The organism is Streptomyces ochraceiscleroticus (genome assembly GCF_000720485.1).
Lineage (GTDB): Bacteria > Actinomycetota > Actinomycetes > Streptomycetales > Streptomycetaceae > Streptomyces > Streptomyces ochraceiscleroticus.
This window is the reverse complement of sequence record NZ_JOAX01000022.1, coordinates 48,353-72,656: the sequence shown is the minus strand read 5'-3', so window position 1 is coordinate 72,656 and position 24,304 is coordinate 48,353. Positions and strand designations below refer to the sequence as shown.

Sequence of the window (24,304 nt, the reverse complement as noted above, 5' to 3'; positions counted from 1 at the left end):
AGTGGCCATGGCGAAGGACGAAGCCGGAGTGCGTGTACCGGGCACCAAGCTGGCGCGCGAGGCGACCGAACTGGTCCGCGACAGCACCAGCGAACTGATCTACCACCACTCGCGGCGGGTGTACTTCTTCGGCGGCCTCCAGGGCCGCAACCGCGACCTCGGCTTCGACCCCGAGCTGCTCTACATCGGCGCGATGTTCCACGACCTCGGGCTGAACGAGCAGTTCCACACCAGCGGCCGCCGCTTCGAGGTCGACGGTGCCGATGAGGCGCGCCGCTTCCTGCAGGCCCGCGGAGTGCCGGAGGACAGTGTGCGGCGGGTGTGGACGGCCATCGCCCTGCACACCACACCCGGCATCCCCGAGTTCATGGAGCCGGAGGTCGCGCTGGTGACCGCGGGCGTGGAGTACGACGTGCTGGGCATCGGCTACGCGGACATCTCCGCCGCGGAGCGCGAGGAGATCGTGGCACTGCATCCGCGCCCCGACTTCAAGAAGCGCATCCTCGGTGCGTTCACCGACGGTATCCGCCACAAGCCGGAGACGACCTTCGGCAACGTCAAGGCCGATGTGCTCCAGCACTACGTGCCCGGTTTCGAGCGCGGCGACTTCGTGCGCACGATCCTGGATTCTCCGTGGGCGGAGTAGGAGCCGCCACGCCAGGTGCGGGCGGCCGGGTCGTTGTGATCGTGGCCTTCGACCAGGTGCAGTTGTTGGACGTGAGCGGGCCGTTGGAGGTCTTCACGACGGCCAATCGTTATGGCGCCTGTTACGACGTGCGCGTCGTGTCCCCCACGGGTACCGACGTGCTCACCTCCTGCGGTCTGCGGATCGGTGCGAGCGCCCGCCCCGAGCGGCTGCCCCGAGGCGTGGACACACTGCTCGTACCCGGCCGCAGGGACTGGCGGTGTGCCACCGCTGACGACGCACTGATGTCACTCGTCAGCGGTCTCGCCGAGCGGGCGCGGCGGGTGACCTCGGTCTGCGCAGGCGCGTTCGTACTGGCCCAGGCCGGCATCCTGGACGGGCGGCGTGCCACCACCCACTGGGAGCTGGCACCGCAACTCGCGACCGCCTTCCCCCAGGTACGAGTGGAGCCGGACCCGGTCTTCGTACGCGACGGCCATGTGGTCACCTCCGCCGGCGTCACCGCGGGCATCGACCTGGCCCTCGCCCTGGTCGAGGAGGATCACGGAGCAGATCTCGCGCGCGAGGTGGCTCGTCAACTGGTCGTCTTCATGGCACGCCCCGGCGGGCAGTCGCAGTTCAGCGTCCGGATGAGCGCGCAGCACTCCCAGCATCCGCTGGTACGCCGGGCAATGGACGAGATCACCGCGGATCCGTCACTGCCACGCGGTATCGATGCACTCGCCGCGGGGCTCGGCATCAGTGGCAGGCACCTGGCCCGTCTCTTCCGCCAGGAGACGGGCATGACGCCCGGGCAGTACATCGACGCCGTCCGGGTGGAGGCAGCCCAGGCCCTGCTGTCCTCCGGCACCACCTCCGTGGAGGAGGTCGCGCAGCAGGCCGGATTCGGGTCGTCGGAGACCATGCGGCGCGCGTTCCAGCACGTCTTCGGCGTGTCCCCCACCGTTTACCGGGCCCGCTTCCGCACCACGGCTGGTCCTGCTACCTCCCCTGTTGCTTCACTCCCCGCCTGAGGTCTGGGCGGCGGTGTACTGCTCGTCGGTGACGGGCTCCAGCCAGGTGGTGCCGTCACCATTGCCGTCGCCGACCACCATGGCGACGTGGGCCATGAACGTGGTGTCGGTGGCGCCGTGCCAGTGCTCCTCGCCGGGCGGGCACTTGACGGCCTGGCCGGCACTCACCCGCGCGACGCTGCCGTCCCGCTTGCCGACCAGGCCGACGCCCTCGGTGATGTAGAGGACCTGGCCCAGGGCGTGGGAGTGCCAGTTGGTGCGGGCTCCGGGCGTGAAGCGCACCAGCCCGGCGGCCAGACGGGCCGGCTCCGTGGGGCTCTCGATCAGGTTGAGGTAGACGTCGCCGGTGAACCGCTCGGCCGGTGTCTTGACGGTGGGGATCTCGGTGATGTGTTCCATGGCTCTTTCCCTCGGCCTTACTTGGCCTTCCTTGGCCTTCCTTGGCCTTCGTTGGCTTTCGTCTCAGGCGTTGCGCTGGTCGGCGATGCTCTTGAGCTGGTTGATCGCGGTCATGGCGTTGGGCCAGCCCGCGTAGAACGCCAGATGCGTGATGGCTTCCGACAGCTCCTCGACGCTCAGCCCGTTGTCGAGGGCAACACCGAGGTGGTAACCGAGCTGCTCACTGCGGTACAGCGCGGCCAGCACACTCACCGTGACCAGGCTGCGGTCGCGCGGGGAAAGCCCGAGGCGCTCCCACACATCACCGAACAGCACGTTGTCGGTGAGCTCGACGAGCTTCGGCGCGATCTCGGCCAGCTCCTTCGGCGCGGACTGCTTCCCCATGGAACGACTCCTTGCTTCACAAAAGCGTAAATGCCGGTCGCTCCTCAGCGACCACAATCGATGAAACCGCAGGTCACGCGCGCGTGGAAGGCACTGCTCTTCCAGGTACTGACAGAACCCCCCAGCCCCGCGCCGACCGCCTTAGCCTGACCAGGTGGCCACCAAGAGCAAACAGCGCAACCGGACAACGGAGGTTTGATCATGCACACGCGCACTCTCGGGCAGGGACTTCCCGGACAGGGGCTCGAGGTTTCTGCGGTCGGGCTGGGGTGCATGGGCATGTCGCAGAGTTACGGACCCAACCCGGGCACCCGTGACGACATGATCGCCGTATTGCGGTCGGCCGCCGATCGCGGTGTGACGTTCTTCGACACCGCGGAGGTGTACGGGCCGTACGTCAACGAAGAACTCGTCGGCGAGGCCCTCCAGCCGGTCCGCGATCAGGTGGTGATCGCCACGAAGTTCGGCTGGCGCATCGAGGACGGCAGGAGCGTGGGGCTCGACAGCCGCCCGGAGCAGATCCGCCGCGTTGCCGAAGCGTCCCTCAAGCGGCTGCGCACCGATGTCATCGACCTGTTCTACCAGCATCGCGTCGACCCCGACGTGCCCATCGAAGAGGTCGCCGGCACCGTCGGCGAGCTGATCCAGGAGGGCAAGGTCCGGCATTTCGGGCTCTCCGAGGCATCCGCCGCGACGATCCGTCGCGCGCACGCAGTGCAGCCGGTCACCGCGGTGCAGAGTGAGTACTCGCTGTGGACCCGTGATCCTGAGACCGAAGTGCTGCCCACGCTCGCGGAGCTCGGCATCGGCTTCGTGCCGTTCAGCCCGCTCGGCAAGGGCTTCCTCACCGGTACCGTCGACACCTCCACCGCGTTCGCCGACGGCGACATCCGCGCCACGATCCCGAGGTTCACCGAGGAGAACCGGGCCGCCAACGCCGCACTGGTCGACCACGTCGCCGACCTCGCGCGGCGCAAGGGTGTCACTCCCGGACAGGTCGCACTGGCGTGGCTGCTCGCACAGCAGCCGTGGATCGTGCCCATCCCCGGGACCCGCCGCACCTCCCGCATCGAGGAGAACGCCGACGCCACCCAGGTACCGCTGTCGGCGGACGAGCTCTCCGACCTCGACACGCTCGCGCAGCGGGTCGGCGTGCACGGCGCCCGCTACAACGACACGCACATGAGCTACGTCAACCGCTGACCGGAACGAGCGACGGGCGCGGACACCCTTGATGTTTTTCGGGGTGCCGCGCTCCTCGTCGTGGACACCGCCCGGGAGGTGTCGCGGACGCCCCGGGAGGTACTGACAGGGCCCCCTACCTGCGGGCCGTCCGGTCTAGCCTGGAATGCGTGAGTACCGAGAGCGACATCCGCGAGTTTCTGGCCTCCCGCCGCGCCAAGATCACCCCGCAACAGGCCGGGCTGCCCGCCTACGGCGGTAACCGGCGCGTGCCGGGCCTGCGCCGCGAAGAGGTTGCCCTGCTCGCCGGTGTCAGCGTCGACTACTACGTGCGTCTGGAGCGCGGTCACCTGGCCGGGGCCTCGGAAGAGGTACTGGACGCCGTCGCGAACGCCCTCCAGCTCGACGAAGCCGAACGCGCCCACCTCTACGACCTGGCCCGCGCCGCCGCCAAGCGTCCCGCCCGCCGCACCAAGCGCGCCCGCGGCCCGCTCCCGGACAGCGTCCTGCGCGTCCTGCACTCCATGACCGACTCCCCGGCCTTCATCCGCAACGGCCGCCTGGACATCCTCGCCACCAACCGCCTCGGGCGCGCGCTGTACTCTCCGCTGTTCCCCGACGGGTTTCCCGACAGCACCACCCGGACGGTCAACATCGCCCGCTTCCAGTTCCTGAACCCACGCGGGTACGACTTCTTTCCCGACTGGGAGGAGTCCGTGAACACCACGGTCTCCCTGCTGCGCACCGAGGCCGGCCGCGCCCCGCACGACAGCGATCTGACCGGGCTGATCGGCGAGCTCGTCACCCGCAGCGAGGAGTTCCGCACCGCCTGGGCCAAACACAACGTGCGGCTGCACTACACCGGCCGCAAGTCCTTCCGCCACCCCGCCGTCGGCACCCTGACCCTCGACTTCGACGCCATGGCACTGTCAGCGCAGCCCGGGCTCACCCTCACCGCGTACAGCGCCCCACCCCACACTCCCGACCACGACGCGCTCCAACTGCTCGCCGCCTGGGCCGCCACGCAAGATCCCCGACCCATCGATCAGGCCGACCGCACCGCCACCTCGGAGAGCTGAAGCCCGAGGGAGTTCCTGCGGCGACAGCGGCATTGCTCTGAGGACTCAGCCTGCGGCAGGCTCCTCCTCCAGGACGTACGCCTGGATGGCGGTGGCCGCGGCGCCGCGGGCCCAGTACGCGAAGTCGCTGTGCTGGACGTCGAGTTCGAGCGGGGCGGTACTGGGGTCGCGGTCGGCCCGTACGGCCTCGTCGACGGTGGTACGGGCCACCTCGGCCAGGCGCACCCCTTCCCCCGTGAGCACGATTTTCTGCACCAGCGTGAAGTTGGCGACCGCGGCAAGGAGCCTGCCGAGGGCGCGGCCGGCCGCGGTGATGACCGGTGCGGCGACCGGGTCACCGCTCGCGGCGAGATCGAGGCACTCGTCGTAGGTCACCGAACGGCGCAGCCCGACGGAGACTGCGGCGCAGATGGAGGGCCGCGACAGCATGGCCGTGGCGCAGCCCCGGTGCCCGCTCGGGCAGAGTGGGCCCATCGGGTCCAGGGGGCAGTGCCCCAGCAGTCCGACGCCCACGTCCGGGGTGTCGACGATGGTGTCGTGCATGACCAGGCCGTATCCCACACCGGCGCCGATGGTGAGGACCGCGAAGCGGTCGTGGCCGCGGGCGGTGCCGAACCAGTGCTCGGCCCGGGTCAGTGCCAGCAGGTCGTTGTCGACGGTGACGGGAAGACCGAGCGCGTCGGCGAGGAGGCTGCCCAGGGGGACGTCCTCGGACCATTCCAGGAACGGCGCGGCCGTGACGGTCGTGTGGTGTGCGACGCGCCCGCCGAGGCTGACCCCCACTCTGCTGATCGGCGGGCCCCCGGCGGTGAGTTCGCCGGTCACGTCGCGGACGGTCGCCACGACGGAGGCCGGGTCCCGGCCGGACAGCGGCTTGCGCACGGAGGCGACCACCTCGGCACGCAGGGTCGTGAGGACCGCGTGGACGTCATCGCCGGTCACCTTCGCGCCGATGAAGTGGTGGGCGGTGGGATTGATGTCCAGCGGCCGGGTCCGGCGTCCCGCCCGGGCCTCTTGACCAGGAGGGCCGTGCTCGGCGTCCACCTCCACGAGCAGACCGCTGTCGACCAGGGGATTGGCGAGCCGGGTGAGACTGCCGGCCGACAGTGACAGCCGCCGAGCTATCTCACTCCGGGAGACCGGCCCGCGCAGCAGTACTTCCAACGCGACGGCGCGGCTGGCGCCGGTGAGCGGGGTGGGCTGGGTGGGCGGCGCTGACGTGGTATCCACCGGGTGGCCCTCCGCGGAGTGGTGAGAGGCGACGAGTGCAGGGGCATCGTCCCACGCACCCGCCATTATTTCCACTATGGAACCTAGGTGCGACGACCCTGAGTGTTTCACGGGAGAGAAAAGGGCGTTTCCCAGGGGTTGACGAAGCCAGACTTCCGCGATGAAAGTAACTGCCGAGTCGACGGCTCCCCTCGCCCTCTCACAGATGTCGGGCGTTCTCACTCCTCATCAAGGGATCTCGTATGGCCGAGCGTCTTCACGACGACCAACTCGACGACTACCTCGACGACCAACTCGACGACTACCTCCACTTCCGCGCCGCAGGCATGAGCCTCGTCCTCGACTGCACCAGTGGCCTGCTCCCCCGGGTCGTCCACTGGGGCGCGGATCTCGGTGAACTCACCGGCGACGCGCTCGCCACACTGGCCCGCACCGAAGCGGCGCAGGTCATGTCCTGCTCGCTCGACGATCCGGTGCCGGTCAGCGTGCTGCCGCAGCAGTCCGCCGGCTGGCTCGGTACGCCCGGCCTCACGGGGCACCGGGACGGGGAGGACTTCTCCAGCGCCTTCACCGTCCGGTCCGTACGGTCCGACGCCGACACCGACGCCGGCGCCGGTGACGGCCCGGTACGGCACCGCCTCATCGTGGACGCCGTCGACAGCCACGCGGAACTCGCGTTGACCCTGGAGATCGAGGTCACCGGCTCGGGACTCGTACGGCAGCGGGCCACGCTCACCAACGAGAGCGACCGTCCGTACACCGTGGACGGCCTGCTCCTGACCCTGCCCGCGCCCGGCCAGGCCACCGAACTGCTCGATCTCACCGGCCGCCATCTGCGCGAACGCGCCCCGCAACGCCACGAGTTCACGCTCGGCACACATCTGCGGGAGAACCGGCGCGGCCGCACGGGAATCGACGCAACGCTCGTGCATGTCGCGGGCGAGAGCGGCTTCGGTTTCCGCACCGGCGAAGTATGGGGGCTGCACGTCGCCTGGAGCGGAAACCACCGCTCGCTGGCCGAGCGCACCCCGGCGGGTGTACGCCTGCTCGGCGGCGGCGAAACCCTGCTGCCCGGTGAAGTCCGGCTCCCGGCAGGCGGGTTCTATGCCTCACCATGGGTCTACGGTTCGTACGGACACGGGCTCGACGAGCTGGCCGGGCGCTTCCACGGCTACCTGCGGGACCGCGCCCACCACCCCAGCACACCACGACCGGTCACCCTCAACACCTGGGAAGCCGTCTACTTCCAGCAGGATCTGACCAAGCTGAAGGCGCTCGCCGACGCGGCCGCCGAGGTCGGCACGGAGCGCTTCGTGCTCGACGACGGCTGGTTCCTCGGCCGGCGCGACGACACCGCCGGGCTCGGTGACTGGTACGTCGACAAGGGCGTCTGGCCCGACGGGCTGCACCCGCTGGTGGACCATGTGCGCGCGCTGGACATGCAGTTCGGCCTCTGGTTCGAGCCGGAGATGGTCAACCCCGACTCCGACCTCGCCCGCACCCACCCCGAGTGGATCATGGCCACCGGCGGACGCACCCCGCCGGCCGCCCGCCATCAGCAGGTGCTCGACCTCGGCCACCCGGAGGCGTACGCCTACCTCCTGGAGCGCCTGGACGCCCTGGTCACCGAGTACCGCATCGACTACATCAAGTGGGACCACAACCGGGACCTGGTCGACGCCGGGCACAGCCCGCGCGGGACGGCGGGCGTCCACGCCCAGACCACCGCCGTGTACCGGCTCATCGACGAGCTCCGCGCACGCCACCCCGGCCTGGAGATCGAGTCCTGCTCCTCCGGTGGCGGACGCGTCGACCTGGGCATTCTGGAACGTACCGACCGGGTGTGGGCCAGCGACTGCATCGACGCCCTGGAACGCCAGCAGATCCAGCGCTGGACCGGCCTTCTACTGCCGCCCGAACTGCTCGGCGCTCATGTCGGGTCCCCCGTCGCCCACACCACCGGCCGTACCCACACCCTCGACTTCCGTGCCGGTACTGCCCTGTTCGGCCACTTCGGCATCGAGTGGGACCTCACTCTCGCCTCCGCCGAGGAACGCGCCCGGCTGGCCGAGTGGGTCTCGGCGTACAAGGAGCTGCGCTCCCTGCTGCACACGGGCACCGTCGTCCACGCCGACCACCCCGATCCGGCCCTGTGGCTGCACGGCGTCGTCGCGCCCGACCGGTCCCGTGCCGTCTATGCCGTGGTGCAGACGGCCACCGGCGTGCAGTCCCCGCCCGGACGCGTCCGCCTGCCCGGCCTCGACCCCGACGCGGTCTACCGCCTCTCCCCGCTGCCGCCCGGCAACCGCCCCGAGGGCCCCACCGACTCACAACTCCCCTGGTGGCGCGGCGACAAGGTGGAGCTGGCCGGACGAGTACTGGCCACCGCGGGCGTCCAGGCCCCCGCGCTGTACCCGGAGCGACTGGTCCTCATCGAAGCCCGCCGGGCCTGACGCCATCCGGTACCCCTCCGCCATCAGGAGAGAACCATGACTCGTGCAAGAGGCAGTGCCGCCATCGCCGCCTGCCTGGCCACCGTGCTACTGAGCGCCTGCGGCAGCTCCCCTTCCCAACGCAACGACGCCCCACCCCGCAACGCACCAGTCACCTTGGACTTCTTCCAGTTCAAGTCCGAAGCCGTCGGTACGTTCGACAAGCTCATCGCCGGCTTCGAGGCCCGGCATCCGGGCATCAAGGTGAACCAGCACCACGTCCCCGAGCCGGACACCGCCATCCGCGCCCGGCTGGTGAAGGACAACGTTCCCGACGTCATCACCCTCAACGGCAACAGCACGTTCGGCGAGCTGGCCTCGGCCGGGGTGTTCTACGACTTCGCCCGGGAGAAGGCCCTGGACAACGTCACCCCCGGCGTGCGGAAGGTGCTGAGTGACCTCGGCACCGCCTCCGAAGGAGAGATCAACGGCCTGCCGCTCGCCTCCAACGCCAGCGTCGTCATCTACAACAAGGAGCTGTTCGCGAAGTACGGCGTCGAGGTCCCCAGAACCTGGAACGAGCTGGTCAGCGCCGCGAAGACCTTCAAGAAGGCCGGCGTCACCCCCTTCTACGGCTCGCTGAAAGACGCCTGGACCTCCCTTCCCGCGCTCAATCAACTCGCCGCCAACATCCCGCCGCGGGACTTCTGGCAGGACCGCCGAGCGGGCCGTACCAGCTTCGGCAAGGAGTACCCCGAGGTCGCGCATAAGCTCGCGGACATCTACCGCTACACCCAGAAAGACACCTTCTCCCGTGACTACAACGCGGGGAACCGGGACTTCGCCAAGGGCGCGGCGGCCATGTACGTACAGGGCAGCGCGGCGCTGCCGCCCATCAAGTCGTTCAAGCCGAAGTTCGGACTCGGGACGTTCCCCCTGCCCGCCGGGAACGACCCCGGGGCGACCCGCCTGGTATCGGGGGTGGACGTGGCGCTCACCATGGGCCGCCACCCCGAACACCCCAAAGAATCACTGGAGTTCATCAACTATCTGATGCGGCCCGAGGTAGTGAGCGCGTACGCCGAGGAGCAGAGCGCCATTCCCCCGCTGAAGGGCACGGCGCCCTCCGACCCGGCCCTCAAGCCGCTGCTGCCGTACGTCACCCGCGGCCGGATCACCGGCTTCCCCGATCATCAGATACCGCTGGCCGTCAAGCTGGAAGCGGTCACCCAGCAATTCCTCATCGACGGCAGACGAACCGCGTACCTGCGGACCCTCGACAGCGAGTACACGAAGGTCCTCGGGCGCCGGTCGTGACGGCCGGAGAAGGAGGAAAGACAATGACGTCGGGCCGGACCTACTACCTGATGGTGCTTCCCGCACTCGCCCTGTTCCTGCTCTTCCACACCTTCCCGGTGTTGCAGGGCGTGTACTACAGCCTCACCAACTACGCGGGCTACGGCCGCTACGACTTCGTGGGGCTGGACAACTACCTCAACCTCTTCCAGGACAGCAGGATCTGGGACAGTTACGTCTTCACGTTCCAGTTCGCGGTCGTCTCCACCGTGCTGACCAATGTCATCGCGCTGGCCGTCGCCCTGGGCCTGCACGGCAGGATCCGCTTCCGCAACACCCTGCGTGGCGTGTTCTTCATCCCCAACGTGCTGGCGATCCTGATCGTCGGCTACATCTTCAACTACCTCTTCTCCAACTCCCTCCCCTACATCGCCGAAAAGCTGGGCATCGGGGCGCTGAGCACCAGCATCCTCGCCGACCCCGACCTGGCCTGGGTGGGAGTGGTGATCCTCGCCGTCTGGCAGGCCGTGGCGTTCAACGTCATCATCTTCCTGGCCGGGCTGCAGACCGTTCCGGAGGACCTCTACGAGGCCGCCACCCTGGACGGGGCCGGCGCCTGGCAGCGGTTCCGGTCCGTCACCCTCCCGCTCATCGGCCCGTTCGTGACCATCAACATGGTCCTGGCGCTGCGCAACTTCCTGCAGGTCTTCGACCACATCGCGGCCCTGACCAGCGGCGGCCCGGGAACGTCCACCACCTCCGTCGCCTACCTCATCTACAACGGCGGTCTCAACGGCGGCGAGTACGCCTACCAGACGGCCAACGCCGTGGTGTTCTTCATCTGCATCGTCGTGATCTCCATCTGCCAACTGCGCGTACTCCAGCGCCGCGAGGGGAACATCTGATGTCCACCAGCGTCCTCCGGAAGGCGGCACCCCCGCGGAACGCCCCACTCCTCCGACCGAGCAGTCCACGCGTGAACTGGTGGCTGACGGCCCTGATGGCCGTACTGTCCCTGACGGTGCTCGTACCTCTCTACTTCACCGTCGTCACTGCTCTGAAGACCCCCGACCAGCTCGGCGGCTCCGGGTTCGGCCTGCCGACACACATCCGCTGGAGCAACTTCTCCGACGCCTGGAACCTGACACACTTCCCCTCGGCGCTGCTGAACAGCGCCCTGGTCACCGTGGGCGCGGTGGTACTGACGCTGCTGACCAACTCCCTGGTCGCCTACGCCATCGCCCGCAACATGCACCGCAGATTCTTCAAGGGGCTGTACTACTACTTCGTCTCGGCCCTGTTCGTCCCGTTCCCGATCATCATGCTGCCGGTCGTCAAGCAGACCGCCCGGCTGGGCATGGACAACCAGGCCGGCCTGATCCTGCTGTACGTCGTCTACGGGCTGGCCTTCAACATCTTCCTGTACGTCGGCTTCCTGCGGTCGGTGCCCAAGGAACTCGAAGAGGCGGCCCGCACCGACGGCGCCGGCACCTGGACGATCTTCTGGCGGATCATCTTCCCGCTGCTCGCCCCGATGAACGCCACCGTCGGCATCCTCACCTGCCTGTGGGCCTGGAACGACTTCCTGCTGCCGCTGGTCGTCCTCTCCGATCCCAACGCCCAGACACTGCCCCTGGTCCAATACATCTTCCAGGGACAGTTCAACACCAACTACACCGTCGCCTTCGCCTCCTACCTCATGGCACTGGCACCGGTTCTCCTCGTGTACGTCTTCGCGCAGCGCTGGGTGATCTCCGGGGTGATGCGGGGTTCCCTCAAGTGAACCGGTGCCGGTCGGCTCCCGAGCCGGCACCCGTAACGAAGGCGACCTGGCCGCTGCACCGCATTAGTCGTCCGTTAGTGGAACGCCAGCGCGGTCCCCGAAGCTGATCTTCGTCCGGGAGCGAGACGAGAGAACAGAGCAACGGGAGACCCTGTGAACACCGCCACCACTGCCACCGCCACCAACCGCTTCCGCGGCCGCGGCCGCGCCGGCCGCCGCATCACCGCCACCATCGTCGTCGCCGCGGCGCTGGGGCTGGGGGTCACGGCCTGCGGGCAGGGCTCCGGGGCGGCGGGCGCCGCCGGCGCCGGCTCCTCGGGGTCTTCGACCGCGTCGGACTCGCCGCACGCCTCGGCCTCGGCCCAGCCCACGAAGGACTCCTCCTCGGACAGCTCCGCCTCGCAGGGCCAGAGCGGTGGCAAGTCCGCCCCGGCGCCGTCCACCGGCAGCGAGTCCGCCCCCGCCGGTGGCGGCGTCGCCAACGCGGGCAACCACCGCACGATCGTCGGCAAGCTGGAGTACCTCGCGCCCGGCAAGCTGATCGTCAAGCCCGAGGCCGGCGGCATGGACCAGGCATTCTTCGTCGCCAACGCCACGAAGATCCTCGGTGCGGCCGCGATCTGCTCCGACGACCCCGACGACGGTGTGTCTCTCGGCGGCGATGGCTACGGCACCGCGAAGTGCACCGTGGAGCAGTTGGAGAAGGCCGCGAAGACCAGCAGCGTGACCGTCCGCGTCACCATGAGCACCAAGTCCGGGGCTGCCGAGACGGTCGAGGAGAAGTACCACCCGTAAGCCCCGCACCCGCGTCACGTGCGCCCGGTGGGCCCTCCGCCCCGCCGGGCGCGGCGATAGACCGAGGTAAGAAGCTGATTCTTGGCGGGGCCGCTGACCGCCCAGCGCAGGTGCCACTCGTCCGGCGAGAGCACGGTGAACGTGCCTTCGTAGCGGTCGGCGGCGCACTGGTGCACGGCCGTCCAGCGGCCGCGGCGCAGGTCCAGCAGATGGAAGGGGCGGCCGTCCGCGAAGGACACCTCCGCGGTGCCGTCCGGGAGCGGCAGCATCCGCAGGGTCCGTACGGCGTCGCGCGTCACCCCGCCCCACTCCACGACGCCTTCCTCCTCATGCAGCCACCCGTCGTCCGCGTCCCCGACGCGGAACTCCGCCCGCCCGGTAAAGCGGCCGGTGTGCCCGCCGTCGCGGAGCTCACGCTCCACGCTCCAGCCGCCTGCGAGGTAGGCGAGCGCATCGGGTACGGAGTGGACGGCAGTGCGGGACAACGACATGACCACAGTTTCTCACTGACACTCGCACGGGGTGTCGCTCTTGAGTACTGGTACTCATGCCGCGGCCGACGAGGTTGCGGATACTCGCGCCATGCACATGGAATCGCCGGGTTGTCCAGACTGCGGAATGCCGCTGGGGTCGCCTCCGCCTGCTTGGTGCAGCCGTTGCCGGCTGCCTCTGAGCGGGCCGGATGCCCAGGCGTTGTGGCAGGTCACGCAGGAGTTGCACGCGCTGGACGCGCGCAGGCGGTGGCTGGTGCAGCGGCACGGCGAGCTGCTGGCCGCGCTGCGGGGACGGCGGGACTCACCTGCGGAGGTGCAGGGGATGCCTGTGGTCGTTCCCGCAGGCGACGGCGCGACGAGTGGTTCGGCGCGTGAGGTCTCCGCGCCGTCCGCGCGGACCGCGCTGCTGATCGTCGGTGGCGTGCTGGTGGTCGTGGCCGCGTTGGTATTCACCGTGGTGAGCTGGGGACGGCTGGGCATCGGCGGGCGGGCCGCCGTACTGCTCGCGGTGACCGCGTGCGCGCTCGCACTGCCCCGTCCGCTGCGGAGGCGGCAGCTCACGGCCACCGCCGAGGCTTCGGCCGCGGTGGGACTCGCGCTGGTACTCCTGGATGCCTACGCCGCCCGGGAGGCCGGACTCGGCGGCCTGGACCGCGTCGGTACGGCGGGCTACTGGGCGGTGCTCACCGCGCTGATGGCAGTGGCGGCGCCGGTCTACGGCTGGTGGCAGCGGCTCCGGCTCCCATTGCCCATCGGGATCCTGATGGCACGGCTGCCGGGCCTCCTGGGCACTACGGCCTTGGGCGGAGGGGCCGAGGACTACGCGACCGCGATGATTGCCACGGCCGCGGTGGACTTCGCAGCCCTGTACGCGCTCACTGCACGCAACGCCACCGGGCCTGCCGGGGTCCGCGACCGGCTGGGTGGTGAGCGGGCCGCCACCGCCCTGGTCACCGGAGTCCGGGCGGTCGGCGGCGCATGGGCGCTGCTGGGTGGGGCCATCGCGGTGGCGCACGCGGTGAGCGTCTCGTCACCGACCGAGGTGGTACCGGCCTGGGCACCGCTGGGTCTGGTGGCACTGCTGGGTATGGCGCTGTGCCGCGGCTTCCGGACCTTGCCATTCGTACTGCGCTCCGGCAGCGAAGGTGTGGCCGTCGTGGCGTTGGTCGTGGCTGTCGGAGCCGGATTGCGGTGCGTCGCGCCCTCGGGGTGGGCCGTGGCCGGATACGCGGCACCGGCTGCGCTCATCGCGGTGTGGGCAGCGGTGTGCTGTGCGCGGCGCGGCCGATGGGAGAAGCCTGCGAAGGGTGGCTCCTTCACACCGCCGCCCGAAGCCGCGGCTGCGGTGGGAGAGCTGATCGCCGCCTCAACCATGCTGCTGCTGACCGGTGTTGTAGTGCTGCCGGAACTTGTGCACGCCCTCGCCCAGCCTGTCGTCCCCGGCATGGCGCTCTGGCTCGACGGTCATCCGCCGCAGTGGAGCTGGCAGCTCGCGGCCGCGCCGCTGGCAGTGCTCTGGCTGGCCGTCTCCGTCCTGGCCACCACGGCCGTACTGCGTGCCCGTACCGTCGGCGTCGGCGTCGGCGTCGGCGACCGGCACTCGGACCAACTGGCGAACGCGCTGCGCAACGCAGCGGCACTGGCTGCTGTCCCCGCGCTGCTTCTGCTGCCGGTGGCACTGGGACTGCCGTACGGGTGGGTGCTGGCGGCCGCGGCAGTGGCATCCGTCGCCCTGACGATCGCCCTGACGACGGTCGTCGTGCGCCGGTCGCCGGGGGCCGCACTCGTACCAAGGCTTGCGGTACTGGCTGCCACCGACGCGCTCGCCCTGTTGTGGTCGTCGGCCGACCGGGTCGCCGTGCTCGTGGCATGGGGAGCCTTCGCCGCGTCCGCCGCTGTACTCGCCCACGTCCTTTCGGCGTCGGCCGCCCGGCCCGCCGAGCGCGCGACGGCGCGTGTCGCGGGTGCCCTGGCCGTCCTCGCCCTGGGCGTCGAGGCGGTCGCGTCCGGCATCACCGCCGGTCTGACCTGGCACGTCATCGCATTCGTGGTCCTCGCGGTCGCTGCCGTCGCCGCCTGCGCCGCAGCGGTGTGGCAACGGATCCCGGGGCGCGAACAGGTCTCCACGGCCGTCGAAGGCGCCGGGTATGTCCTTGCCGTCATTGCCATCGCCCTCACGGCCGCTCGCCCCGGTGCGCTGAGCCTCGCCCTCGCCGTGGCCGGGGTCGCGGGCCTGGCCATCGCACTGCGCCCGGACCGCCGCCGCGCCGCGCTCGTCGGAACCGCCCTGCTCATCGCCTCCTCCTGGGTGCGCCTCGCCCTGGCGGATGTCACCTCCCCCGAGGCGTACACACTCCCGGTCACGGCAGTCGCACTGATCATCGGCCACCGCCGCCGTGCGAGTACCCCGGGTACGGGTTCCTGGGCCGCCTACGGAGCGGGGCTGAGCGCGACCATGCTCCCCAGCCTGGTCGCCATGTGGAGCGACGGGAACTGGGTGCGCCCGCTGCTTTTGGGTACGGCGGCCCTGCTCGCCACCGTTGTCGGGGTCCGCACGCGCCTGCAGGCACCGCTGGTCGTCGGCAGCGGTGTACTCGTACTGGTCGGGGCGCACGAACTCGCCCCGACCGTGGTCCAGGTGCTCGGCCTCCTCCCCCGCTGGGTGCCGCTGGCCGCGGCCGGCCTGCTCCTGCTGCTGCTCGGCGCCACCTACGAGAAGCGGATCGACGAGGCCCGCCGCCTGCGCGACACGGTCCGCACCATGGGGTGAGCCCCTGCCCTTCTCCCGAAGCCAGCAGCTTGAAGAAGCTATTCCGCGTCGACCGCGATGGCTTCGCCGTCGACATCGCGGACCGGGGTGGCACGGTCCGCGATGGCCGTGTACAGCCCGGCGGCGAGGATGGCCCCGATGAACCAGGAGAACCCGGCGGCAGCGTGGAACGCCGGCACCAGGGCGACGACCACGGCGATCGCGGCACTGGGGAGGAAGGCGGCGACGGCACGCGGGTTGTAGCCGCGACGGTAGTGGTACTCGCCCTGCGCGTCCTCGGTGTACAGGTCGGGCACGTTCACCCGGGACTTACGCAGCAGCCAGTAGTCCGCCATGATCACGCCGAACAGCGGTCCGAGCAGGGCACCGAGGCCGCCGAGGAAGTAGTTGACCACGATCGGGTTGTTGTAGAGGTTCCAGGGTGTGATCACCAGGCCCAGGACGGCGCTCACCACGGCGGCACGCCGGAAGTTCAGCCGGCGCGGGAAGAGGTTCACCAGCGCGTAGATCGGCGCGACGAAGTTGGCCAGCAGGTTCACCGCCACCGTCAGGGCGATGAGCGCGAGGGACGCCGTCGCCAGCAGGAACATGTTCGGGATGGTCCGGACGATGTCGGTGGGGCTGGTGATGACGTGCCCGTCGAGCTTGAACTGAGCCCCGCTGAGGACGGCCACGATGGCGGCGAAGAAGAGCATGTTCACCGGGATGCCGATCACGTTTCCACGGACGATCGAGGTACGGCTCCTGGCGGACCGGGTGAAGTCACAGAAATTCAGGACGAACGTCCCGTAGATCACCACCCACAGGGCGGCGGCCTGCAGAACCTGCAGCCACATCGCGCCGCCGGTGAGCGGTGCGTCGATCGACAGGGAGATCGAGCCGTCCGCGCGGACGAACATCCACACTGCGAGGGCACACATGGTGATCAGCGTCGTGGGCGCGGCGAACGCCATGTACCGGCGGATCATCTGCATCCCGTAACTCGCGATCACCACCTGCAGGGCCCACAGCACGAGGAAGGTGATCCAGCCGAGCGTCGACTGGCCGAGTACGGAGTTGTGGTCCACTCCGCGCAGGTCGGGGAGCATCGCCACCAGCAGGGCGCTCAGCACCACGGCGGCGAGGTAGGTCTGGATGCCGAACCAGGCGATGGCGACGGCACCGCGCACCGCGGCCGGGATTTTGGCCCCGTTGATGCCGAACGCGATGCGGCTCATGACCGGGAAGGGGACGCCCGTCTTGTGCCCCATGAACCCGGACAGGGTCAGCAGGAGAAAGAGCAGGACGGAGGCGATGGCGAAGGCCGCGAGGATGCCCCACACGCTCAGCCCGAGGGCGAAGAGTCCGAGGGCGAACGCATAGTTGCCGAGGCTGTGCACGTCGTTGGCCCAGAGCGTGAAGACGTTGTAGGCGCCCCAGCGGCGCCCTTCCCGCTTGGTCGGGGCGAGGTCGTACGTGTAGAGACCGGGGCTGACGGCGGTGCCGGTCTCCACGGACGACCGGTCATCCAGGGCAGTCATCGAGGCTCCTGGGATCAGGGGATGGGAAGCAACGGATTCCACAAAGTGAAAGGCATTTTTCGTTTCGCAGAACGTAGATTCCACCGATAGACGGAGTCAAGGGTTCTGCCAGGTCGCTCGCGACGAACAGTCGTGGATGCCTTCACTGGCCCCGACCACCCGCATTCACTACGCTCCGTAGTCGCCCAGCCGGATCACCTCCCCCATTCGGCTCGCCCGCCTCCTCACCACACGCCAGACTGGAGAGATCTGCCGGGCGACGTGAGGAGCGGACCGCATGAGGGTGGCGCTGGCCCAGACGGACTGCGTGCTGGGCGATGTGGACGCGAACCTCGCCGTGGCACGCGAGCAGGCCCAACTGTCCGCCGAACAGGGAGCAGACCTCGTCGTCTTTCCCGAACTAAGCCTCAACGGCTATCACTTGGGCGCGCTGCAGCGGGACACCTCCATAGAGGTGCGTGATCCACGGTTGCTGGAGTTGAGCACGTTCGGCCCGGACGTCCTCGTCGGCTTCCACGAGCACACGAGCCTGCGCGCGTACAACACCGCCGCGCACTTCGCCGACGGCGCCCTCACACACAGGCACCGCAAGCTGTATCTCCCCAACTACCTTGCCTGGGAGGAGCGCAAGCACGTCAGCCCCGGCCAGTCACTGCGCGCGTACGACCTCACCAAGTCGCCCACCGGAGGCCGGGGCGCGACGCTGGTCTGCAATGACGCCTGGCAGCCCGCGCTTCCCTGGCTCGCCGTCCAGGACGGCGCCGAGGTCCTCTTCGTGCCGACCAACAGCGCGGCGAGCCTGGACCCTGAGGCCATGGACACCACGCTCTACTGGGACACACTGCTCTCCTATACGGCGCGGATGCTCCAGTGCTGGGTGGTCTTCGTCAACCGCGTCGGCAACGAGAACGGTGCCTCGTTCTGGGGCGGCTCCCGCGTCGTGGACCCGCGCGGCACCGTCGTGGCGCAGGCCCCGAAGTGGGAGCCGTCCCTGGTCACGGTCGACATCGACCTCTCCGAGGCCCGCCGTCAGCGCCGTGCCGTGCCCCTGGTCGCCGAGGCCCGCCTCGGCCTCATCGCCCGCGAGGTCCATCGCCTCATCGACGAGGGAGGCGACAGCTGACCTGGTGGCGCCACGATACGCCGTCAACTGCCGCCCCAGAGACGTCTGTTACTCTCGGCGGGTCTGCAGCACCCCGGCGAGCGCGAGGACGAGAAGTCCGGCGAAGGGCACCACGAGAAGGCCCGCCCGCAAGCTCGTCGCATCGGCGACCTGCCCCACCACCGGCGGGGAGAGCAGGAAACCCAGGCGCATGAGCCAGGAGACAATGGTCAGCCCCGACCCGGGCTTGAGGCCGGGCAGCTCATCGGCTTCGTGCATCGCTGCCGGAACCAGGGTGGCCACCCCGAGTCCGGCCGCGGCGAAACCGAGGATCGTCCCGGGCACCGTGGGCACGGCCAGCGCCAGGGCCATGCCTGCCCCGGCGATGAGGCCACCGCCACGGGCCACGGCACGCTGGCCGAACCGGTCGACGAGCTTGTCACCGATGAGACGGCCGATGAACTGGGCTCCCACCAGGGCGATATAGCCGGAGGCCGCCAGGGCCGCCGGTGCGTGCAGCCAGTTGGAGAGGTAGAGGGCCGCCCAGGAGTTGCCCGCGTCCTCGACGAGCGCACCGGCTGTGGCAATGAGGACCAGGGCAGCCAGTACGTAACCGGTGCGCAGACCTGTTGCCGCGCGTGGTGCCGGCTGAGGTGCGCGGCGGTCGGTCTCCGGTTCCGCGGCCGACTCGGTGTCGGGGCCGGGCAGACAGAACCGCAGGGCGACGCACGCGGCAACGGCGAACACCACTGCCGAGATCAACAGGTGCTGCCCCAGCGGGAGGCCGAGTGCGATCGCGCCGGCGGCCATGGCGCCGCCGGTGACGGCTCCGATGGACCAAATGGCGTGGAAGGAGTTGATGATGGAACGCCCGTAGCGGCGTTGTACGCGAAGGCCGTGGGCGTTCTGCCCGACATCCGTGATCGCGTCCATCGCTCCGGCCAGGAACAAGGCTCCCGCGAACAGCACCGCCGAGTTCGCCAGGCCCGCGGCCAGGATGCCCACGCCGGTGAGCAGGGTGCCGGCGACCGCCACCCGCGCCGAGCCCAGCCGGCGGATGAGTAACCCTGCCGCCAGGCCGGCCGCGATGGCGCCTGTCGGGAACGCCGCGACGGCCAGCCCGTAGGCGGAATTGCCCATGCCGAGGTCCGCCTTGATCTGCGGATACCTCGGAAGGAGATTGGCGAACAAGGCACCGTTGGTGAAGAACAGCACGGCCACCGCCGCGCGAGCCCGCCGTTCGGCCCGCGCAGGGCGGCACAGTACGTCAACGCTCATGCGCGGGACCTCACGGACGGGACGCGCGTTGAGCCGGTGGAACCGCGCAGCCACGCCGTGGCATTCCCGGGAAGCAGCTCCCCTTCCATGGGCGCACTGCTGATCAGCAGCTCGCCCTCCGGCAGGGGAACGGGCTCGCTGCCGAAGTTGGTGATGCAGTGCCACTGCTCGGCCCGTCGGAAGTGGAGGACGTCTGCCGAGCCGGTCTCGATCCAGGTGAAGTCCGCGCCGGTGTTCAGCGTGGCCCGGAGCTGGACGGCCCGTCGGTAGAGACTCAGGGTGGACTCCGGGTCGGCGGCCTGGAGCGCGGCGGCGTACCGTGCGAACCACGCGGGCTGCGGCGGGCGCGCCGGCCCGGGCCCGAAGCCGAAGGAGGGCCCGTCGGCCGACCACGGCAGTGGTACCCGGCACCCGTCGCGGCCCTTCTCGCGCCCGCCGGACCGGGTGGCGAGCGGGTCCTCCAGTACCTCCGGGGGCAGGTCCCCGACCTCGTGCAGCCCCAGCTCGTCGCCCTGGTAAAGGTACGTCGAGCCGGGCAGCGCCAGGGTGATCAGCGCCCCGGCCCTGGCGCGGCGCTCGCCGAGGGCGCGGTCGAGGGCGGGCTCGGTACCGTCCGTCAGCAGCCACTGGTGGGCGACCTGCACGGCCGTCCGCTGCGGGTCGGCGGGCAGCCCGTACCGCGTGGCCACCCGCGGCGAGTCGTGGCAGCCCAGGAGCCAGGTCGTGGTCGAACCGCTCTCCCGGGTCTGGTCCAGCCCCGAGTCGATGGCCTTGCGGAAGTCCGCTGACCGCCAACTCGCGTCCTGCATCTCGAAGTTGAACGCCTGGCCGAGGCCCTTCGCCGAGGCGTAACGGGCCCGCCGGGAGGGGTGGACACACGCCTCGGCGACGGCGAAGCGCGGCGGGTCGTACTCGTCGAAGACCCGGCGCCACTCGGCGTAGATCTCGTGCACGGCGTCACGGTCCCACAGGGGGTGCGAGCCGTCCGTATGCTGGTCCACCACCGCGACCTCCGCCCAGGGGGCGAAGGGCTCGGACAGGTCCTTGACCAGGCCGTGGGCGACATCGACGCGGAAGCCGTCGACGCCCCGGTCGGACCAGAAGCGCAGGGTCTTCAGGAAGTCCTCGCGCACCTCGTCATTGTCCCAGTTGAGGTCCGGCTGCTCCTTGGCGAAGTGGTGGAAGTACCACTGTCCGTCGCCGGCCGGCTCCCAGGCGGGTCCGCCGAAGCCGGACTCCCAGTCGTTCGGGGGCCGTTCGCCGTCGGGCCCGAGGCCGTCGCGAAAAATGTAGCGCTCTCGTTCGGGCGAGCCGGGCCCGGCCTCGAGGGCAGCGCGGAACCACTCGTGCCGGTCGGAGGTGTGGTTGGGCACGATGTCGACGATGACCTTGATGCCCGCGCCGTGCAGGTCCTCGACCATGGCGTCGAAGTCGTCGAGCGTGCCCAGGCGCGGGTCGACGTCGCGGTAGTCGTCGACGTCGTACCCGCCGTCGGCCAGCGCGGACGGATAGAACGGGCTCAGCCAGACCGCGTTCACACCCAACTGCGCGAGGTACGGCACCCGGGAGGTGATGCCGGAGATGTTCCCGATGCCGTCCCCGTCGGTGTCGGCGAAGCTGCGGGGATAGATCTGGTAGACGACGGCGTTCTTCCACCAGTCGCGGGCGGCGGCATCGGTGGTCGTATCGGGCATGCCGGGCTCCTGAGAGACGAGGGGCGAGAAGGCGAGAGGAAAACCGGAGCGCTACTTGATGGCGCCGCGGGTGACACCCGACATGACCCAGCGCTGCGCGAAGAGGTACGCGAGGAGCGTCGGCGCCATGGCCATCAGGTAGGACGCGAAGGCCACGTTGTAATTCGAGGAGAACTTGAGCTGGAAGATCTTCTGCACCACCGGGAGGGTCTGCAGCGAGGGGTCACCGATGATCAGCGACGGCATCATGAAGTCGTTCCACGACATCAGGAAGGCGAAGATGCCCACGGTGGCGTTCATCGGGGCCAGCAGCGGAAAAATGATCTTCCAGAAGGTCTGCCAGGTGGTGCATCCGTCGATGCGGGCGCTCTCCTCCAGTTCGTACGGGACCGAGCGCAGAAACGCCGTGTAGAGAAGGAGGTTGAACGAGATTCCGAACAGGATGTGCAGGACGGCGACGCCCAGCGGGTTGTCCAGGCCCACCATGGACGTCAGCTTCACCTGCGGCAGCGCCACGACCGGGAACGGGATGAACATCGCGGCCAGCAGGTAGAAGTACGACCACCTGAACAGCCGGCGGTGCCAGTTGCGTGCGATCGCGTACGCCGCGAGCGAGGAGACGATGAGCTGGCCGGCCACCGCCAGGACGCTGATCGACAGGGAGACGGCGAAGGCTCTGGGGAAGTGGGTGAGTTCCCAGGCGGCCCGGAAGTTGCCGAATTCGAAGGGCGAGGGCCAGTCGAGCCCGGTCCCCGACGCCGCCTGCCGGCCGGTCTTCAGCGACATGGTGATCGCGAAGTAGATCGGGACCAGCACCGCCAGGGTGCCCAGGACCAGCAGACCGGTCTGCAGCCAGTTGATCCGGTGCTCTTCCTTGGGGGCCTTGATGTGCTCGCTCGCGCCCGGGGTGACCGTGGGGTCGATCGTCGTCATTACAGGTTCACCTCACGGTTGCGCACGAACAGCAACTGGAGCAGGGAAACGGCGACGGTGAAGACGAAGAAGACCACGGCGTTGGCCATCTGGAAGGCGTACTCGCCGCCGTCGAAACCGCTGAAGATCGTCATGGCGACGCTCATCGTGGCGGTGCCGGGGCCGCCGTTGGTGAGGCCGACGATGATGTCGTAGGCGTTGAGGAAGCCCTTGAATCCCAGGATGGTGTTGATCACGACGTAGCCGATGAGCAGCGGGAAGGTGATGCTGCGGAATCGGCGCCAGCCGCCCGCGCCATCGAGCTCGGCCGCCTCGTACACCTCCTTCGGGATGGCCATGAGGCCGGCCAGGTAAATGATCAGGGCGCTCGGTGTGGCCTGCCAGGCCGTCACGATGACCACGGCGACCCACGCCCAGTTCTCGTTGGCGAGGATGCTGCTCTGCCCCGCGGTCCAGCCCAGTTGGGTCGCGAGTGCCGGGGCCGCGGTGGAGAAGAGGTAGTTGAAGACGTAGGCGATGACGATGCCGGAGATGACCATCGGGATGAAGTAGATCCCGCGCAGGCCCGTCTTCCATTTGATACGGCCGTTGAGGCCGATGGCCAGCAGCAGGGCGACGGCGTTGACCACTACCGTCGTGACCACCGCGAACCAGATGGTGAATCCGTACGACTCCAGGATGCGCGGGTCACCCAGCATCGAGGTGTAGTTGCGCAGGCCGATGAATTTCCAGTCACCGAAGCCCGCGTAGTTGGTCAGGCTGTAGAACATGCCCACCAGGCCGGTCAGCGAGATGAACACGGTGAACAGCAGGACGGCGGGGACGAGCATCAGGTAGTAGGTCCGGTCGGCCCTGCGGCGCCGCGCGGTGGCCGGGCTCGGTGGTGCGGTGGATCTGGCAGGGCGGGTTCTTATCGCTGCCGGTGCGCTCATCGTCTGTTTCCTTCCGGGTCACCACGTCACAGGCTGCGCTGGGCGTACCGGGCCCAGTCGTCGTCGAGCTTGCGCAGGAACGCGTCGGCGTTGCCGCCGATCAGCAGTTCCTGCAGGTAGTTGCCCAAGGGGATGGCGCCCGGGAAGTAGGTCCCGGCGCCCTGGTAGAAGCGGCTCGCGTCGACATAGGGCTGGATGCCGGCCACGCGTTCGTCTCGTATCGCGGGTGCGTTCCTGGTCGGGGACCAGGCGAGGTGCTTCGCGTTGTAGGCGTCCATCACCTCGGGCCGCATCAGGTACCGCAGGAACGCGGTGGCCGCGTTGGGTTTCGACGAGGCGTGGGGAATCCACAGTGCCAGGTCGAGGTTGACCCTGACCTTGACGTCCTTGGGGTCCTCGGTGGCCGGCAGGGCGAAGGTCCCCAGCCGCGCCTTCGGGTTGATCTTCTCGATCTCCCCGATGGCCCACGGTCCTTGGAGGTACATCGCCGCCTTGCCGTGGGCGAAGGCGACATTGCCGTCGTAGTACGTACGGCTCGGCGCATCGGCGTTGGTGTACGAGGCGAGGACGAGCATCTTCTCGACGGCGTCCTTGAAGTTTTTGCCGAAGGACACCTCGGCCCCGGGGCCGGCCTTCGGCCCGAGTTCCTTGAGCCGGGTGAAGAATCCGGCGACATCGAGGGCGCTGCCCGAGACGTAGTCGAAGAGACCCTGGGAGAGCGTCCAGGGCTCCTTGTACGTCTGCAGGACCGGGACGATGCCCCGGGCCTTGAACGTCTTGCATGCCTTCAGCAGTTCGGTCCAGGTGCGCGGGATCGCCACACCGGCCTTCTCGAAGAGATCCTTGTTGTAGATGACGCCCGCCGCGGTGATGGAGTACGGCAGCACGCTGGTCTCGGACTTGTACTGGGCGTACTGCCCTACGAGGTCCTGGACCTCGGCGTCGATGCGCCGGGCCTCCGGGAGCCTCCCTAGGTCCGACAGCTCGCCGCGGGCCAGGAAGTTCGAGGTCTCCAGGTTGTAGTTGTAGCAGCCCAGGTCCGGCGGGGCGCCCCGGGCGAACTGCGGGGTCAGCGCCGCGGGCGTGGAGTCGTGCACGACGTAGACCTCGGACTGCGCGCGGTGGAAGTCCTCGATCAGCTCGTCGAAGTACGGGATGGCCTCGGGCTTGTTCTGGAGGAAGCGGATGGTCGTGCGGCGGTCGTCGGACGAGGCGTATCCGGCGAGCAGTGCGCCGCCCGCGGCGGCACCCGCGAGGGCGCCGCCGAGCCGCAGGAGTCCGCGGCGGGAAAGGGAGTGCTGCGACACCGTTCTGGAGCGCATGGCTGTTCTGGAGCGCATGG

21 protein-coding genes are annotated in these 24,304 nt (G+C 69.3%); 11 read left to right on the top strand and 10 right to left on the bottom strand.

The window, feature by feature from the left end; all coding sequences use genetic code 11:
* The first annotated feature begins 7 nt into the window (after positions 1–7).
* The gene (locus IG84_RS0125700) at positions 8–646 is read left to right on the top strand and encodes an HD domain-containing protein (protein WP_031061907.1); all 639 of its coding nucleotides are present in this window, start codon (positions 8–10) and stop codon (positions 644–646) included.
* Positions 634–1,659 carry a GlxA family transcriptional regulator gene (locus tag IG84_RS0125695; RefSeq protein ID WP_051862411.1) on the top strand — a complete coding sequence of 342 codons (1,026 nt, stop codon included), beginning with the start codon at positions 634–636 and terminating at the stop codon, positions 1,657–1,659. The genes IG84_RS0125700 and IG84_RS0125695 overlap by 13 nt, the downstream gene beginning before the upstream one ends.
* Here the strand turns inward: IG84_RS0125695 and IG84_RS0125690 are convergent.
* Positions 1,645–2,058: a (R)-mandelonitrile lyase gene (locus tag IG84_RS0125690; RefSeq protein ID WP_031061899.1), complete on the bottom strand. Its 414-nt coding sequence runs from the start codon at positions 2,056–2,058 to the stop codon at positions 1,645–1,647. The genes IG84_RS0125695 and IG84_RS0125690 overlap by 15 nt on opposite strands.
* A gap of 63 nt (positions 2,059–2,121) precedes the next feature.
* Positions 2,122–2,442 (bottom strand): carboxymuconolactone decarboxylase family protein, encoded by a 321-nt coding sequence (locus tag IG84_RS0125685; RefSeq protein ID WP_031061897.1) that lies wholly within the window; start codon positions 2,440–2,442, stop codon positions 2,122–2,124.
* 201 nt (positions 2,443–2,643) lie between these two features.
* On the opposite strand from IG84_RS0125685, the gene IG84_RS0125680 reads away from it, so the two are divergent.
* On the top strand, positions 2,644–3,645 hold the full coding sequence (locus IG84_RS0125680; RefSeq protein WP_031061895.1) for an aldo/keto reductase: 1,002 nt from the start codon (positions 2,644–2,646) through the stop codon (positions 3,643–3,645).
* A 149-nt stretch (positions 3,646–3,794) separates the two neighbouring features.
* Complete coding sequence (locus tag IG84_RS0125675; RefSeq protein WP_031061892.1) at positions 3,795–4,703, top strand: helix-turn-helix transcriptional regulator; 909 nt, start codon at positions 3,795–3,797, stop codon at positions 4,701–4,703.
* A 45-nt stretch (positions 4,704–4,748) separates the two neighbouring features.
* On the opposite strand, the gene IG84_RS0125670 is transcribed toward IG84_RS0125675, so the two are convergent.
* On the bottom strand, positions 4,749–5,933 hold the full coding sequence (locus IG84_RS0125670; RefSeq protein ID WP_031061888.1) for an ROK family transcriptional regulator: 1,185 nt from the start codon (positions 5,931–5,933) through the stop codon (positions 4,749–4,751).
* A gap of 242 nt (positions 5,934–6,175) precedes the next feature.
* Here IG84_RS0125670 and IG84_RS0125665 point away from each other — a divergent pair, with 242 nt between their 5' ends.
* The 5 genes from IG84_RS0125665 (at position 6,176) to IG84_RS0125645 (ending at position 12,239) form a co-directional block, all read left to right on the top strand.
* Positions 6,176–8,386, top strand: a complete 2,211-nt coding sequence (locus IG84_RS0125665; protein WP_078649385.1) for an alpha-galactosidase — start codon at positions 6,176–6,178, stop codon at positions 8,384–8,386.
* Positions 8,387–8,422: 36 nt separating this feature from the next.
* Entirely contained in the window at positions 8,423–9,682 is a 1,260-nt protein-coding gene (locus IG84_RS0125660; RefSeq protein ID WP_031061882.1) for an ABC transporter substrate-binding protein, read from the top strand.
* A gap of 23 nt (positions 9,683–9,705) precedes the next feature.
* Positions 9,706–10,566, top strand: coding sequence for a carbohydrate ABC transporter permease (locus IG84_RS0125655; protein WP_031061879.1), 861 nt, complete (start codon positions 9,706–9,708; stop codon positions 10,564–10,566).
* A 71-nt stretch (positions 10,567–10,637) separates the two neighbouring features.
* On the top strand, positions 10,638–11,444 hold the full coding sequence (locus IG84_RS0125650; protein WP_031061876.1) for a carbohydrate ABC transporter permease: 807 nt from the start codon (positions 10,638–10,640) through the stop codon (positions 11,442–11,444).
* Between the two features lie 153 nt (positions 11,445–11,597).
* The gene (locus IG84_RS0125645; protein WP_031061873.1) at positions 11,598–12,239 is read left to right on the top strand and encodes a hypothetical protein; all 642 of its coding nucleotides are present in this window, start codon (positions 11,598–11,600) and stop codon (positions 12,237–12,239) included.
* Positions 12,240–12,253: 14 nt separating this feature from the next.
* Here the strand turns inward: IG84_RS0125645 and IG84_RS0125640 are convergent, their stop codons facing one another.
* Positions 12,254–12,730, bottom strand: a complete 477-nt coding sequence (locus IG84_RS0125640; RefSeq protein WP_031061872.1) for a DUF6314 family protein — start codon at positions 12,728–12,730, stop codon at positions 12,254–12,256.
* Positions 12,731–12,932: 202 nt separating this feature from the next.
* Between IG84_RS0125640 and IG84_RS0125635 the strand changes: the two genes are divergently transcribed.
* On the top strand, positions 12,933–15,503 hold the full coding sequence (locus IG84_RS0125635; protein ID WP_051862408.1) for an SCO7613 C-terminal domain-containing membrane protein: 2,571 nt from the start codon (positions 12,933–12,935) through the stop codon (positions 15,501–15,503).
* 38 nt (positions 15,504–15,541) lie between these two features.
* Here IG84_RS0125635 and IG84_RS0125630 read toward each other — a convergent pair whose 3' ends face one another.
* Complete coding sequence (locus IG84_RS0125630; RefSeq protein WP_031061870.1) at positions 15,542–17,023, bottom strand: NCS1 family nucleobase:cation symporter-1; 1,482 nt, start codon at positions 17,021–17,023, stop codon at positions 15,542–15,544.
* Positions 17,024–17,300: 277 nt separating this feature from the next.
* On the opposite strand from IG84_RS0125630, the gene IG84_RS0125625 reads away from it, so the two are divergent.
* A complete protein-coding gene (locus IG84_RS0125625) occupies positions 17,301–18,146 on the top strand; it encodes a nitrilase-related carbon-nitrogen hydrolase (RefSeq protein ID WP_031061869.1) in 846 nt (281 codons plus the stop codon).
* Positions 18,147–18,194: 48 nt separating this feature from the next.
* On the opposite strand, the gene IG84_RS0125620 is transcribed toward IG84_RS0125625, so the two are convergent.
* From IG84_RS0125620 to IG84_RS0125600, 5 genes are read right to left on the bottom strand one after another with little or no spacing between them, the layout of a single operon-like run.
* A complete protein-coding gene (locus IG84_RS0125620) occupies positions 18,195–19,403 on the bottom strand; it encodes an MFS transporter (protein WP_031061868.1) in 1,209 nt (402 codons plus the stop codon).
* On the bottom strand, positions 19,400–21,097 hold the full coding sequence (locus IG84_RS0125615) for a glycoside hydrolase family 13 protein (protein WP_051862406.1): 1,698 nt from the start codon (positions 21,095–21,097) through the stop codon (positions 19,400–19,402). The genes IG84_RS0125620 and IG84_RS0125615 overlap by 4 nt, the downstream gene beginning before the upstream one ends.
* Before the next feature lie 51 nt (positions 21,098–21,148).
* Positions 21,149–22,030: a carbohydrate ABC transporter permease gene (locus tag IG84_RS0125610; protein WP_031061864.1), complete on the bottom strand. Its 882-nt coding sequence runs from the start codon at positions 22,028–22,030 to the stop codon at positions 21,149–21,151.
* A complete protein-coding gene (locus IG84_RS0125605; RefSeq protein WP_031061862.1) occupies positions 22,030–22,962 on the bottom strand; it encodes a carbohydrate ABC transporter permease in 933 nt (310 codons plus the stop codon). Before IG84_RS0125605 ends, IG84_RS0125610 begins: the two co-directional genes overlap by 1 nt.
* A gap of 26 nt (positions 22,963–22,988) precedes the next feature.
* Positions 22,989–24,302 carry an ABC transporter substrate-binding protein gene (locus tag IG84_RS0125600; protein ID WP_211266519.1) on the bottom strand — a complete coding sequence of 438 codons (1,314 nt, stop codon included), beginning with the start codon at positions 24,300–24,302 and terminating at the stop codon, positions 22,989–22,991.
* Positions 24,303–24,304: the final 2 nt, after the last annotated feature.